This is a genomic window from Mangrovimonas cancribranchiae, from assembly GCF_037126245.1.
Taxonomy (GTDB): Bacteria; Bacteroidota; Bacteroidia; order Flavobacteriales; family Flavobacteriaceae; genus Mangrovimonas; species Mangrovimonas cancribranchiae.
The window spans coordinates 1,768,178-1,783,534 of sequence record NZ_CP136925.1; the positions used below are offsets into that span (position 1 = coordinate 1,768,178).

At 35.9% G+C, this 15,357-nt stretch carries 6 protein-coding genes; 5 read left to right on the forward strand and 1 reads right to left on the reverse strand.

Translation table 11 applies throughout. From position 1 onward, the window contains the following. Nucleotide 1 precedes the first annotated feature (1 nt). On the forward strand, nucleotides 2-862 hold the full coding sequence (locus tag R3L15_RS07960) for a fructosamine kinase family protein (RefSeq protein WP_338731003.1): 861 nt from the start codon (nucleotides 2-4) through the stop codon (nucleotides 860-862). Nucleotides 863-975: 113 nt separating this feature from the next. Beyond that, nucleotides 976-4,770: a phosphoribosylformylglycinamidine synthase gene (gene purL / locus R3L15_RS07965; RefSeq protein ID WP_338731004.1), complete on the forward strand. Its 3,795-nt coding sequence runs from the start codon at nucleotides 976-978 to the stop codon at nucleotides 4,768-4,770. Nucleotides 4,771-4,863: 93 nt separating this feature from the next. On the opposite strand, the gene R3L15_RS07970 is transcribed toward purL, so the two are convergent. Next, a complete protein-coding gene (locus R3L15_RS07970) occupies nucleotides 4,864-6,066 on the reverse strand; it encodes a retropepsin-like aspartic protease (protein ID WP_338731005.1) in 1,203 nt (400 codons plus the stop codon). A gap of 231 nt (nucleotides 6,067-6,297) precedes the next feature. On the opposite strand from R3L15_RS07970, the gene R3L15_RS07975 reads away from it, so the two are divergent. From R3L15_RS07975 to R3L15_RS07985, 3 genes are all read left to right on the forward strand, one after another. Next, nucleotides 6,298-8,322, forward strand: coding sequence for a sensor histidine kinase (locus R3L15_RS07975; RefSeq protein ID WP_338731006.1), 2,025 nt, complete (start codon nucleotides 6,298-6,300; stop codon nucleotides 8,320-8,322). Nucleotides 8,323-8,325: 3 nt separating this feature from the next. Next, a complete protein-coding gene (locus R3L15_RS07980; RefSeq protein ID WP_338731007.1) occupies nucleotides 8,326-8,955 on the forward strand; it encodes a response regulator transcription factor in 630 nt (209 codons plus the stop codon). 228 nt (nucleotides 8,956-9,183) lie between these two features. Further along, nucleotides 9,184-15,351, forward strand: coding sequence for a choice-of-anchor Q domain-containing protein (locus R3L15_RS07985; RefSeq protein WP_338731009.1), 6,168 nt, complete (start codon nucleotides 9,184-9,186; stop codon nucleotides 15,349-15,351). Nucleotides 15,352-15,357 lie beyond the last annotated feature (6 nt).

A 15,357-nucleotide genomic window follows, 5' to 3' on the forward strand; every position in this document is an offset into this window, starting at 1 on the left:
AATGGAACAAGCCTTTTTTAAACATATTGAAAATAAACTTAGTGCCAAAATTAATAGTATAACGTCTGTTTCAGGCGGTGATATTTCTTCAGCTTTTAGAATCATAACTTCAGATCAAAGTTTTTTTCTTAAAACAAATACAGTTTTAAATGCGTTAAACATGTTTCAAACCGAAGCAGAGGCACTAAAAACCATAGCCAATACTAATACAATCTCTACTCCAAAGGTTATTGATTGCTCTAAATTTGAAAACATATCATTTTTACTTATGGAATTTATTGAAAGTAAATCCCCTTCCTCAAAAGATTTCAAAACCCTGGGAAAGCAACTAGCCCAACTTCACCAAAATACTAACCCTTATTTCGGTTTAGAACAAGACAATTTTATTGGAAGCCTCAAACAATCTAACAAACCAACTAATTCTTGGAATTTATTTTACGTTAACGAACGGCTGTTTCCTCAACTACAATTAGCAATTCAAAACCAATTGTTAATAGAATCCGAATGCCCTTCAAAAGAACAAATGTTAAACAAGCTAGAGCCAATCTTTCAAAATATAAAACCTTCGCTTTTACACGGCGATTTATGGAATGGAAATATTTTGATTTCAGAAAATGGTTCACCCTACCTAATTGACCCAGCTATTTACTACGGAGACCGTGAAGTCGATATGGCCATGACCAAACTTTTTGGAGGTTTTTCAAATAGCTTTTATGACGCTTATTATACTATCCATCCAATTACCGAAAATTCAGCTATAAAAACAGAGATCTATCAACTCTACTATTTATTGGTACATTTAAATTTATTTGGACGCTCATATTACAACGCAGTTATCACTATTCTTAAAAAGTATTTTTAAGCCCTGTTAAAAAGCTTGTTAACATTCCTTAGGGTTTGCTAAAAAAATGCCTGCTTTTATGACTTAAAAAGTGTATTTTTGCACTTTCTAAACACAACTATAACATTTACATAATGATTCATTTCTTTGGAAACCAAAACAGCAAAGTTTATGCTGTTCAAGCAACAAAAGAATTCTCCCCAGAAACCATACAAAAACTGTCATGGTTATTTGGCAACCAACCTAAAATAGAGCAAGCATCGCTGGATGCTTTTTTTGTTGGACCACGTGCTGCTATGATTACGCCTTGGAGTACCAACGCTGTTGAAATCACTCAAAACATGGGGATTACAGACATCATTCGAATTGAAGAATTCGAAGCTGTTTCTAAAGATTTTAAAGGTTACGACCCGATGATTTCTGAAAAATTCAACGGGTTAAACCAAGAATCATTTACCATAAATATCAAGCCAGAACCTATTTTGGATATTGAAGATATTGCAGCTTATAACATTCAAGAAGGATTGTCTTTAAGTGATGAAGAGGTGACTTACTTAGAAGGTGTTTCTAAAAAAATTGGTCGCCCGTTAACCGACTCTGAAGTTTTCGGTTTCTCTCAAGTAAATAGTGAGCACTGCCGTCACAAAATTTTTAACGGAACATTCGTAATTGATGGTGAAGAAAAACCGACGTCATTATTTAAAATGATTCGTAAAACGTCTGAAACACATCCTAACGATATTGTTTCAGCTTATAAAGATAACGTCGCTTTTGTAAAAGGACCTGTTGTTGAGCAATTCGCACCTAAAAGCGCAGACAAACCTGATTTTTACGAAACTAAAGATTTCGAATCTGTGATTTCATTAAAAGCGGAAACGCACAACTTCCCTACGACTGTAGAGCCATTTAATGGTGCTGCAACAGGTTCAGGAGGTGAAATTCGTGACCGTTTGGCTGGAGGAAAAGGCTCCTTACCTTTAGCTGGAACTGCAGTTTACATGACATCTTACTCGCGCTTGGAAGAAAACCGTCCTTGGGAACAAGCCATGGAGGAGCGTAAATGGTTATACCAAACACCAATGGATATCTTAATTAAAGCCTCTAACGGAGCTTCAGACTTTGGTAACAAATTTGGACAGCCATTAATCTGTGGTTCGGTATTAACGTTTGAGCATGATGAAGCCAACGACGTCATTGCGAACAACGTGAAGCAATCTGCTAAAAACGATGAGATTACTTCGTCGCAAACTCCTCGTAATGACGGTAATCAACCTCGAAAACTCGGTTTCGACAAAGTGATTATGCAAGCTGGAGGTATTGGTTATGGTAAAGCCGAACAAGCTTTAAAAGACACCCCTAAAACTGGTGATAAAGTGGTGATCCTTGGTGGTGAAAACTACCGTATTGGAATGGGTGGTGCTGCGGTATCATCGGCCGATACAGGTGAATTTGAATCAGGTATCGAATTAAATGCGGTACAACGTTCGAATCCGGAAATGCAAAAACGTGCTGCTAACGCGGTTCGTGGTATGGTTGAAAGCGATGAAAACTACATTGTTTCTATCCACGATCACGGTGCTGGTGGACACCTAAACTGTCTATCGGAATTAGTTGAAGAAACTGGTGGACACATCGATTTAGATAAATTACCTGTAGGAGACCCTACTTTATCAGATAAAGAAATTATCGGTAACGAATCTCAGGAACGTATGGGATTAGTAATTGCCGAAAAACATATTGAAACATTACAAAAGATTGCCGATCGTGAGCGTTCTCCAATGTACACCGTTGGAGACGTAACCGGTAATCACCGTTTCACATTTGAGTCTAAAACCAACGGTCACAAACCTATGGATTTAGCCATGGATGATATGTTTGGAAGTTCTCCAAAAACATTCATGTACGATAAAAAAGTAGCTCGCAATTATGCCGATGTTGCTTACAACAAAGAAAACTTCTACGATTATTTAGACCAGTTATTACAATTAGAAGCAGTAGCGTCTAAAGACTGGTTAACCAATAAAGTAGACCGTTGTGTTGGTGGAAAAGTAGCCAAACAACAATGTGTTGGACCATTACAAATTCCATTAAACAACGTTGGTGTGATGGCCTTAGATTACAAAGGTAAAGAAGGTATCGCAACCTCTATCGGGCATTCTCCTATTTCAGGATTAATTAATCCAGTTGCAGGAAGTAGAAACTCGATTACCGAAGCTTTAACAAACATTATCTGGGCGCCATTAAAAGACGGAATACAAAATGTGTCTTTATCGGCAAACTGGATGTGGCCTTGTAAAAATGAAGGTGAAGATGCGCGTTTATATGAAGCTGTTGAAGCGGTTTCAGAATTTGCCATTGATTTAGGCATCAACGTGCCAACCGGAAAAGATTCCTTATCAATGAAGCAAAAATACCCTAACGAACAGGTTATTGCTCCTGGTACGGTAATTATTTCGGCTGCGGCTAACTGTACAGATATCAATAAAGTAGTTGAACCTGTTTTCCAAAAAGGTTCCGGTAATGTGTATTACATCAACCTTTCACAGGATAACTTTAAACTGGGAGGAAGTTCTTTCGCTCAGGTAGTTAACAAAATTGGTAACGACACGCCTAATGTTCAATCTGCAGGGTACGTAAAAACCGTATTTAATACCATTCAACAACTCATTCTTGACGGACAAATTGTTGCTGGTCACGATGTGGCTTCTGGTGGTTTAATTACGACGTTATTAGAACTTTGTTTTGCTGATAACAATTTAGGTGCTGAATTAGATATCACAGCTTTAGCTGAAAACGATTCATTTAAAGTGTTATTTGCTGAAAATGCAGGTTTAGTAATTCAGTCGAAAGATGCTTCAATCGAAACTGTATTATCTGCTGCTAATATCGACTTCTTCAACATTGGTAAAGTAACAGAATCTGATACGCTAAGCATCATCAACGGAACAGATGTATTTACTATGACAATCTCTAAACTAAGAGATATGTGGTACAAAACATCGTTCTTATTAGATCAAAAACAAACCGCTAACGGTTTAGCACAAGACCGTTATGACAACTATAAAAATCAGCCATTACAGTTTAAGTTTCCAGAACATTTTACGGGTAAATTATCCGATGTCATTCAGAGCGCTAGCGAAGAATCTAAGATTGCCACGTCGCAAACTCCTCGCAATGACAAAAGACCAAAAGCGGCGATTTTACGTGAAAAAGGAAGTAACTCAGAGCGTGAAATGGCAAATGCGATGTACTTAGCAGGATTTGATGTAAAAGATGTGCACATGACCGATTTAATTTCTGGTCGTGAAACGCTTGAAGACATTCAATTTTTAGGTGCTGTTGGTGGATTCTCAAACTCAGACGTTTTAGGTTCTGCTAAAGGTTGGGCTGGGGCTATCAAATACAACGAAAAAGCGAATGAAGTGATTAAAAACTTCTTTGAAAGAGAAGACACACTTTCTGTAGGTATTTGCAATGGTTGTCAGTTATGGATGGAATTAGACCTTATTAACCCTGAGCACGATGTTCATGGTAAAATGGTTCACAACGATTCTCATAAACACGAAAGTTCATTTACTTCAGTGAAAATTCAAGAAAACAACTCTGTAATGTTATCTAGCCTAGCCGGAAGTACTTTAGGTGTTTGGATTTCTCACGGTGAAGGTAAATTTAACTTACCAAAATCTGAAGATCAATACAACATTGTTGGTAAATATGGATATGCTGAATATCCACACAACCCTAATGGTTCTGACTATAACACAGCCATGATGTGTGATGCAACAGGCCGTCACTTAGTAACGATGCCGCACATTGAGCGTTCTACGTTCCAATGGAACTGGGCACATTACCCAAATAACAGACAAGACGAAGTATCGCCTTGGGTTGAAGCTTTCGTTAATGCCAGAGAGTGGATTGAGAACATTTAAATTGATTTAGATATAGTCATAAAACCCAGATTTAAATTTAAACCTGGGTTTTCTTTTTTTATCAATAGAGTATATTACTTAATCCAAAGGTGGTTATTTTAACCTACCGACGGTTACGGTTTTAATCTCTCCAGTATCCATATCTTTAAGGGTCATGACTATTTCATCCCCTATATCATCATTCTGATGAACTACCAATTCACAAAAATTTTTATCTTCATAGGAAAACTCATTGACTTTCAAAATATAATCTCCTAATTTTACTTGCTCGCTAAGTGTTTCATCCCAAATAATACCAACGACCAATTGTTCGTCTTTCATGGTTGGCTGCACAACAAACGGTGGTTTCACAAAGGTTCTTAAATCTACTAAATCATAGGAATCAAAATAGAAACGTTGCTTGTCATAATCCAGTGTCACTTTTCCAAAAGACAATACTTTGGCGCCAAACCGTGACTCATTGCTGGTGGTAGTATTCACAAAGACATCTTTAAATACCTCCGTATTAATAATCATTTTAGGGATTTTAAGTATCAATTTCTCATTTTTTTTGGCAAATCCATGCATTCCCCAACTATTGGCTCCGTTGGCTTTAGCTAGAACGTCCAACACATCTGTTTTTTCTTCAAAATACTGACACGCCTTCTTAGACATCGCATAGAAGTCATCGGCTCCAGTATCAAACAATACCCGATCTGCAGCACTAGCTTCTCCTTTCTCCAATTTAATATGAATAAATGGATTGCTCTGTGTTTTGGAAAGTTCCATGGTTGAATAAAACTCCGTATTTATTTCCAAATTCTTGGCCTTGTCTGTTATAATAATATGTTTCTTTTGATCATCTATCTGTACCACAGAATTCCGCAACATATTACTCCCTATAATACCATCAATCCCTATACACTGGAAATAAACCTCTGCATTTTGTTGCAATAAAAAACCTGGCGTATCTTCAAAAGTTAATGCTCCCAACTGTAACTTTGGTAAAGAAACAATGTTAATAGCAGCTACATTTCCCGATGCATCATGCACGTCTATAACATCAATAATATCAGGCTTAAATTCCTGATAAAGAGCTTTTGATAAAGAAAAAGGTGCACCTGTATCAAATAAAAATGTATAAGATTTCCCTTCAATAATGACAGGTACTAACATTTTATCTTTAAACATCTTGTATGCGATTGTATCGTGATAATGTTTTTGAGAAATTTGTCCATGATTGATATTAGAAGGCTTTTTTTGAGCAAAGCCAACAAGCGTCAAACAAATGGTAAAAACACACAGAATTTTTTTCATTTCGAGATAATTTTAAGAAAGGGGAAGGTAGAAAAAAAACTCCTTTTATTCTATTAATGACAACGAAAGATTAGGGTAACACGTTATATTACATGGAATTAGGCACACTACCCTAGCAACAGACAAGATGAAGTATCGCCTTGGTTGGAAGCTTTTGTGAATGCTAGAACATGGATTGAAAGTAGGAAATAACGTATTTTTTAGTAATTTAGATTCGGAAATCTGTTCTAAATGAAGCCACTATTAACCTCTATTTTTTTGCTTGTTGCAAGTATTATTTGCGCACAAGACTTGAAAACACAACCAATTGTTAACGAGTTAAACACTCAAATACAATTAGAAAAAAGCAAAGCGAAAAAATTAAAATTGCTAGATAGTTTAACAGCTACTGTAAGAAACAAAACAGATTTTGCATACGATTCTATCGCTCGTAAAACTATAGATTATGCCATATTATTAGACTCGTTTAATATAGCTGCTTACAATACTACAAACCTAATTAACTACCATAATAACATCTTAGGAAACCCCGAAGAAGGCATTGTTATTTTCAACAACTATTTTAATACTTTAAAAAATAAAATAAGTTATAGAAATATAGCAAGTCTTTATATCGATTCGGGAGACAGTTTTTACTTTATAAAACAAGTAGATTCTGCCATGTCTCATTACAGCAAGGCTATAGCCTTTGCAAAAAAAGCAAAAGATCAACGTGTTGAAGCAATGGCTACCTTATATCAAGGTTATGCCTATACTGACGAAGGCAATTTTGTAAAAGCATCGCAAACACTACAAAAGGCTTCAAAAATATTTAATACCGTAAAAGACACATTTAATATTATTGCTTCAAAAAATGCGCTATCACTTTTATACAGTTCTAACGGGTTTTTAACAGAAGCCAGAGAAGAACGTATTGAAGCGATTTCGCTTGCCGAAAAAATAAAAAGCTACGGGCAACTTATTCCGCTTTATGTCAATGAGGCTACTGATAACAAAAAACAAAATCTAGAAACACAACGCATTAAGTATTTACATAAAGCTATTGCTGCAAATAAGAAATCGAATTACTTCGATTATTTTAAACCTATTTTATTGAATGAATTAATTGTTGCCTACGCTGAAAATGATAGTATCAACAAAGCAAATTTCTACTTAAAAGAAATAGAAAAAGATAAACGTAATACCGAAGGCATCTACAAAGTTCATTATTATAATGCTTTAAAAAGTTTAGCCTATGCTAATAAACAATATTCTAAAGCCGAAACATTAGGCAACGAGCATCTTAATATGCTAATTAAAACTAACGATATAAACACCATTCAGAAAGCAGAAGAGTTTTTGGGTAAAGTTTACGAAGCTTTAAATAAACCTAAACAATCATTGACACACTATAAGGTTTCGCAACATATTTTAGACTCTATAAAATCGGTACAAAAAACAAAAGCTCTTGCCTACTACCAAACATTATATGAAACCGAAAAACGTGACCAAAAAATAAAACTGCAAAACAGTAAAATAACTTTACTAGACGAACAAAACAAGCGTAAAAAACAATTACTTTGGTTTGGTGGTCTATCGTTAGTAGCACTATTTATTATTCTTTATCTGTGGCGCTCTAACAAGTTTTCTAAAAGAAAAGCCAAATTAGAAAAAGCATTTGCTCAGGATTTAATTAGAAATGTTGAAACCGAACGCAAACGCATTTCCAGCGAATTACATGACAGTGTTGGCCAAAGTTTACTACTAATTAAAAACAAAATTTTATTAGATTCTGACGAAACTACCGATATGAATTTAATAGATAATACCATAGATGAAGTTAGGAGTATTTCGCAAAACTTACATCCGTTTCAATTTGAAAAGTTAGGACTAATTGCTTCGATAGAAAATACCGTTGAAAGCTTTCAAAAAAGCTCCGATATTTTTTATTCAGAAGATATAGACATACAAGACTTAAATATCCCTAAAGACAAAGAAATATTTATTTATCGTATGATTCAAGAATGTTTAAACAATGTTGAAAAGCATTCGCAAGCTAAAGCTTGTAATGTTATGGCTAAAGATGCGGAGAAATATGTATTATTTCAAATAAAAGATAATGGTATTGGTTTCGACCTTACCGAAAACAGCCAACTTTTAAATAGCCTTGGGATGAAAACCTTAAAAGAGCGTGCACAAATTATACAAGCACAATTAAGTATAAATTCTGAAAAAGGAAAAGGTACAACCATCCAAATACAAGTTCCCAAAAAATAAGTTATGCCTACAACTATTTTATTAGCCGACGATCACCCTTTATTATTAAATGGCACCAAAGAGTTTTTAGAAAAAAAAGGATATCATGTAATAGCAACAGCCATTGATGGAAATGACGCCTATTTAAAAACCCTAAACTTAAAACCAGATATAGCCATCCTGGACTTCGATATGCCAAAACTTAATGGTCTTGAAGTTGCCATTGAAATAGAAAAAAATGAATTACCCACCAAAGTAGTCATCTTAACCCTACACAAACAAGAATCAATTTTAAATGAAATAGGCCATTGCATTCATGGATACATCACTAAAGATAGTGCTCTGGAAGAATTAGAGTTATGCCTAGAAACCCTAAAAAAAGGCGACACATTTATTAGTAGCAAATTAAAGAGTAACATACATTTTGATACCGATGACAACAGTAACATTGAACAATTATCAGTTACCGAAATAAAAATCTTAAAATACCTCAACAAAAACCTTAACAGTACACAAATAGCCGAGGAATTATTTATCTCTAAACGCACCGTTGAAAAACACCGTAGTAACATTATAAAAAAGCTACAAATAGACTCTAGCAAACAAAACGCCCTAATTATTTGGTTAAAAAATCACCCAGAAGTTTTTAACTAATACTCTACACAATACGTAGGTCTACGTATTGATTTTAAAACAAAACTTTCACTCCTTTGCAGTTATAGTCTATTAAAGGCTATTAAAATAGAAGGGGTAGCTATTTATATGAAAAGGTCAAGTATTACACTTGGCCTTTTTTAGTTTCAATACGTAGGTCTACGTATTGATAATGGTTAGCAGCATAAGTAATTTTACATACCAAATAGAACTTAAAGAACATTAACAATGACTTATCTTACTCAATTAAAACATCGTCTTTTTAAAAAACAGCATTTCCTTACATTAGCCTGTTTTATTTTTATACAACTATCCTATGGGCAAGTTGTTCCCTTAAACATTAACAAACATTTTAGTCAAGCCAATGTTATTGTTGAAGGAGAAATTACGGGCTCCCAAAGTTATTGGAATGCCAAGAGGAGTAAAATTTACACCAGCTACACGCTAAACGTAGCTCAAGTTATAAAAGGCAACATTAACCAAGACCAGATACAAATTGTTGTACTTGGTGGACAAGTAGATAATAAATTTTTAAAAGCAAGCCACACACTTAATCTAAAAATGTATGATAAAGGGGTGTTTACATTAAAGTCGTTAACCTCAGCACACCCCAACCCTAACTTTCCTACGAACCTTCAATTTCAAAGTTATGCTGGTTCGCAATCAGCTTTTAAATACAATGATATAGATAATCGTGTTACAGGTCTTTTCGATCAATTTCAATCAAGAGAGGCATTTTACAATACTTTAAGACAAACTTTCACACAAGCTTCTCCGCTATTACAAAGAACAACCTCTTCAACACAAAACCAAAATGCAAATATTTCATCTATATACCCACCTTCTAACATAAGTGCTGGTACAGAACAAGTAATTACAATTAACGGTAATAACTTTGGAAGTAGTACAGGAACTGTTTATTTTGACGATGCCCAAGATGGTGGGATTAGCCAAGTTGAAGGAACTATTGTATCTTGGTCTGATACACAGATAGAGGTAGAAGTTCCCTCTGATGCAGCAACTGGCACCGTATACGCAAATACGTCTAATGGTACATTTACTAGCGCTATAACCATCGATTATAACATTAAAGACTATTTTAACGACACAAGGTTTATAAATGACGACAATAGCCATGGATATACTTGGCGAATGGAAAGTGGTTTTAACAATAATACGCCTGCCAAAACAGCTTTCATGAGAGCATTTAATTCGTGGCGTTGTGCTTCTAGGTTAAACTGGAAAGTAGGAGAAGCAACCTCTTTAAATGAAACCGATTGGGACAACACTAACATTATTCGTTTTGCTAACCCTGGAGAACTAAGTGCTGGTATATTTGGACAGTCTATAATGATGGGAGAATCTTGCCCCGACGTTGTTAATGGAGATTTTATTGTTTCTGAAATGGATATTCATTTTAATCCAGATATCGATTGGAATTATGGAATAGAAGCTCCCGCTTCTAATCAAGTTGACCTTGAAAGTATCGCTTTACGTGAATTAGGTCTTGGCCAAAGTATTGGTTACGTAATAAATCCTAATTCCGTGATGCATTACGAAGATATTACACCAGGTGAAGTAAGAAGAACCCTAAATGAAGGTGACGTCGATGCCACTGAATATATGATGTGGAAAAGTATTCAGTTTTTACCAGATGGATGCAGTCAGTATAGCCGCATGAGGCATAGAAGCCTTAATACTACAGTATATGTTAATCAAAATCAAACGACAGGGCTTAAAAATGGTACATCATGGGAGAATGCCTATACCAGCTTACAAACAGCATTACAAAACTCGACCTCTTGTGGAGATAATATAAAAAATATTCTAGTGGCATCTGGTAATTATAAGCCAACTGATGGCAATGATCAAACAGCCTCTTTTATAGTTCCATATGGCATAAGACTACTAGGCGGGTTTAATGGTACAGAAACCGATATAGATCAACGAGATTGGGTTGCTAATCTAACTATATTAAGTGGAGGAATAAATACTTTTGTTTCAAATCCAGGTAACAGTCATACTATTATAACCATGCTAAGTAATGAAGCAGAAATAAACGGATTTACTATAAGAGGTGCATATGCCGATGATAGCACAGATAACTCACAACCAGCCATTGGTCGCTCTGGCGCTGCTATTTACAACAACGGTAACAATAAAATTTACAATTGTATTATAACAGATAATACCGCAATAGATTCTGGTATTGGGGGTGGTATCGTATCTTTTGGTGGCACTCTAGATATCGTTAACACCTTGTTTTATAATAACTCGGCCTCAGAAAATGGTGGAGCAATCTCTGTTGAAAGCGGCACTACAAATATTATAAACTGTACTATTGCAGACAATACCGCTAATAAAGGTGGCGGTATACACTTTTTCAATGGTAATGTTAATGCTACAAATACCATATTCTCCAATAATAGTGGCACTAATGGGAATATAAATGATGATGGTGGTGCTGGTACAGGAACCGCCAACTATTGTTTGTTCTACAATACAACTAGTGAAAATGACGGTAATATCCCACCTAATATTACAGGTAATAATAATTTAGAAAATACAGATCCAGATCTTAGACCTGATTACAAACTGACCTATACCTCTGCAGCTATTGATGCTGGAGACAACACAGCCAACACCTTAACAAAAGACTTAAGTTTTCAAGATAGAATACAAAACAGCACTATAGATATTGGCGCTTATGAGACAGGAAGTTTATGCGATCTTAACGTAGGTAACACTATCTATGTAGATAAAACAGCCACAGGATATAGAACTGGTAATAGCTGGGGGAATGCCTTTAGAAATTTAGAAACAGCATTAGCTTTACAGGAATGTGGCTTTACAGGTGAGATACTTGTGGCAGGCGGACAAACCTTTACCCCGTCAGCATCTAGATTATGTACCCAAGGTTGTGAGACCCCTAGAGGTTACTATTTTTTAATTCATGAAGATATTCAACTTAAAGGTGGGTATATCCCTCATACATTTACACAAGACTATACCAATCCTACCATATTAAGTGGTGATATTGGTATTATTAACGATAATAGCGATAATACCCTGACAGTAGTTATAACTGCTAACCTAACCAATGCTGCACAAATTGATGGTTTTGCAATTACTAAAGGAAATGCTAATGATAGTAATGTTTATCAAACTATTGGTGGCCTAACCTATCTACCAACAGGTAGGTATGGCGGAGGTCTGTACAATGCTTCTTCTAATATTAACATGACCAATACGGTAATTTATGAAAACTCAGCGGCGCAGGGTGGCGGTATGGTGAACGGTGCATCCAATCCAAATATTATCAACACCGTAATTTATGAAAATTCGGCCGCACTTGGAGGAGGTATTTATAACGATAACTCTGATCCTAATATTACTAATACAGTGTTTATTAATAATTCATCAACATTAGCGGGCGGTGGTATAATGAATTCAGATTCCTCCTCTCCAAGTTTAATAAATACTACTTTTTATGGAAATATAGGTGGTTCTGATGGTGGTGGTGCTATTTATATTGGTATAGGCGAAAATAATAATCCTGAAGTATATAATACGGTATTTTATAACAATACCCCTAATGATATTGATCATTTTTTAGCAGATGGTTCTATAACAGATAACAGTGCTAATAATTACAGTGAAAACTATACAGGTTCTGGTTTCAACGCTCTTACAGTAGACCCGTTTTTAAATAGCAGTTCCCCTATTGGCGATGATGGTATTTGGGGTACAGCAGACGATGGGTTACATCCAACTTATTATAGTATCCTTATAAATGCTGGTGATAATAGTTTTAATATTGAAAATAGCGATATTACAAGAAACCAAAGAATTTATGATAACACTATTGATGTTGGTGCTTATGAGAGCCAATTGACTACAAACGATATTTACCCAAGTGCCAACAATATTTTATATGTAAATAAAAATGTAAGTGGCGGTAATGGTAGCGGAAACTCTTGGGCAAATGCCATTATTGAATTGGCAGAGGCTTTACGTTGGGCTAATAATAATCAAGATAATGCTTGGCAAACTACGCCTTTACAAATCTGGGTAGCAGACGGAACCTACACTCCTGGAACTTTGCAAACCGAAAGCTTTACTATTCCTAGCAACGTAACAGTACTTGGTGGATTTAATGGCACAGAAACCACTGCCAATGAACGCAACTGGGCAGAAAATCCAACCATTTTAAGTGGCGATTTAAACAATAGCCAAACCGCAAATGAAGGTGACAGCCATACCATTGTCACCATGCTGGGTGACAATGCCGAAATAAATGGCTTCTTTATACAATGGGGGTATGCCGATGCTGAGACTTGGATTAGCTCACCATATGGTATTGGCTTAGCTGGTGCTGGTGTGTATAATAATGGTGATAACCGCATTTACAATTGCAGTATACGAAGCAATATAGCAGGCGGTACAATAGGTGGTATTGGTGCTGGTCTAGGATCCTATGGAGGAGAATTAGAGGTTATAAACACATCTTTTAGTTCCAATACAGCCACAAATGGTGGTGCTATATCTGCCGAAGGCGGTACGATAAATCTTATTAACTGTACCATTGCCAACAATAACGCTAATAGAGGTGGCGGTGTTCATTTTTATAATGGAAATGTAAACGCTACAAACACTATTTTCACCAATAATAGCGGCACTAACGGTAATATAAATGATTATGGTGGCGCTGGAACAGGGACCGCCAACTATTGCTTGTTCTACAATGCAACTACAGATAATAATGGAGGTGTACCTCCCAATATTACTGGAAACAATAATATAGAAAATACCGATCCAATCTATACTAACGGCTATGCAATAGCAAATAACTCTCCTGCAGTAGATGCTGGCGATAACACGGCCAACCCTTTATCATTAGACCTAAATGCGCAAAATAGAATATCTAATACAACTATAGATATTGGCGCTTATGAGTTTCAAAATTTATGTGGTGATTTAAGCATAGGAACTATAGTTTATGTAAACAAAAACGCCACAGGCAATAACGACGGTAGTAGTTGGGCAAATGCCCTTACCAGTTTAGAAAGCGCTTTGTCCTTGCAACAAAATTGTGGTTTTACTGGCGAAATGCGTGTTGCTGGCGGACAAACGTTTTACCCTTCCACTTCTCGTTTATGTACCAGTGGCTGTACTAGCCCAAGAGGTTATTATTTTTTAATACATGAGGACATTCAACTTAGAGGTAGTTATGTGGTGGGTACAGACACCCAAGACTATAGTAACCCAACCATTTTAAGTGGTGATATTGGCACACTAAACGACAATAGCGATAACATCTACCATGTTGTTATTACCATCGACCTAACTAATGCTGCAACTATTGACGGTTTTACCGTTACTAATGGGCATGCCAGTAATACTAATACTGCTGTAAATGGACTTAATTTTTCAGGTAATGGTGGTGGTATGTATAACAACTACTCCTCCCCAAGTATAACCAATAGCACGTTTTCTAATAATTCTGCTCCTAGAGGTGGTGCTATGTTCAATCGCTACTCAGACCCTAGCATATCCAATAGCTCGTTTTCTAATAACTCTGCTACCGATGTTGGCGGTGTTGGTGGTGGGATGTTTAACAACCGTTCCTCCCCTAGTATAACCAATAGCACGTTTTCTAATAACTTTGCTCCTAGAGGTGGTGGGATGTACAATCGCTACTCCTCCTCCCTTAGTATAACCAATAGCACGTTTTCTAATAATTCTGCTACCGATGGTGGCGGTGGCATGTATAATGATGAGACTTCAAACCCTGTACTTTATAATACGGTTTTGTATAATAATACTGGTAACGATATTTCTAATCACACCAATTCTTCTATTGATAACAATAGCGCCAACAACTTTAGCGAAACCTCTTATCTTTTAGGAAACCAAGGGGTAAGCTTTACCCAACTTACCGTAGACCCTTTTGTAGATAGTAGCAACCCTATTGGCGCCGATGGTGTTTGGAATACCGAAGACGATGGCTTATATCCAGCTAACGGTAGCGTACTTATAAATGCAGGCGATAATAGTTTTAATACAGAAAGCACAGATATTACTGGTAACCCTAGAATTTTTAATAGCACAATTGATGTTGGGGCTTATGAATTACAATCAACCTTAAGTAATAACTCTGTTAATAAAACAAATAATGAGTTCGTGGTTTACCCTAACCCAACAACCCATATGTTGTATATTAAAACTAACCTTAAACAATTTAGCTATGAATTGTACAACATACAAGGGCAAAAAATTATGGGCTCTAAACAAGCTGTAAATACCATTAACACCTCACAGTTAGCTACTGGTGTTTATGTGTTAAAGCTAAACAGTGGCAACAAAACACAAAGTATAAAGGTGATAAAGAAGTAAAAACAG

Coding starts and splice junctions, on each gene's coding strand:
- R3L15_RS07960 (WP_338731003.1), top strand. CDS start 2: ATGGAACAAGCCTTTTTTAAACATATTGAAAATAAACTTAGTGCCAAA.
- purL (WP_338731004.1), top strand. CDS start 976: ATGATTCATTTCTTTGGAAACCAAAACAGCAAAGTTTATGCTGTTCAA.
- R3L15_RS07970 (WP_338731005.1), bottom strand. CDS start 6,066: ATGAAAAAAATTCTGTGTGTTTTTACCATTTGTTTGACGCTTGTTGGC.
- R3L15_RS07975 (WP_338731006.1), top strand. CDS start 6,298: ATGAAGCCACTATTAACCTCTATTTTTTTGCTTGTTGCAAGTATTATT.
- R3L15_RS07980 (WP_338731007.1), top strand. CDS start 8,326: ATGCCTACAACTATTTTATTAGCCGACGATCACCCTTTATTATTAAAT.
- R3L15_RS07985 (WP_338731009.1), top strand. CDS start 9,184: ATGACTTATCTTACTCAATTAAAACATCGTCTTTTTAAAAAACAGCAT.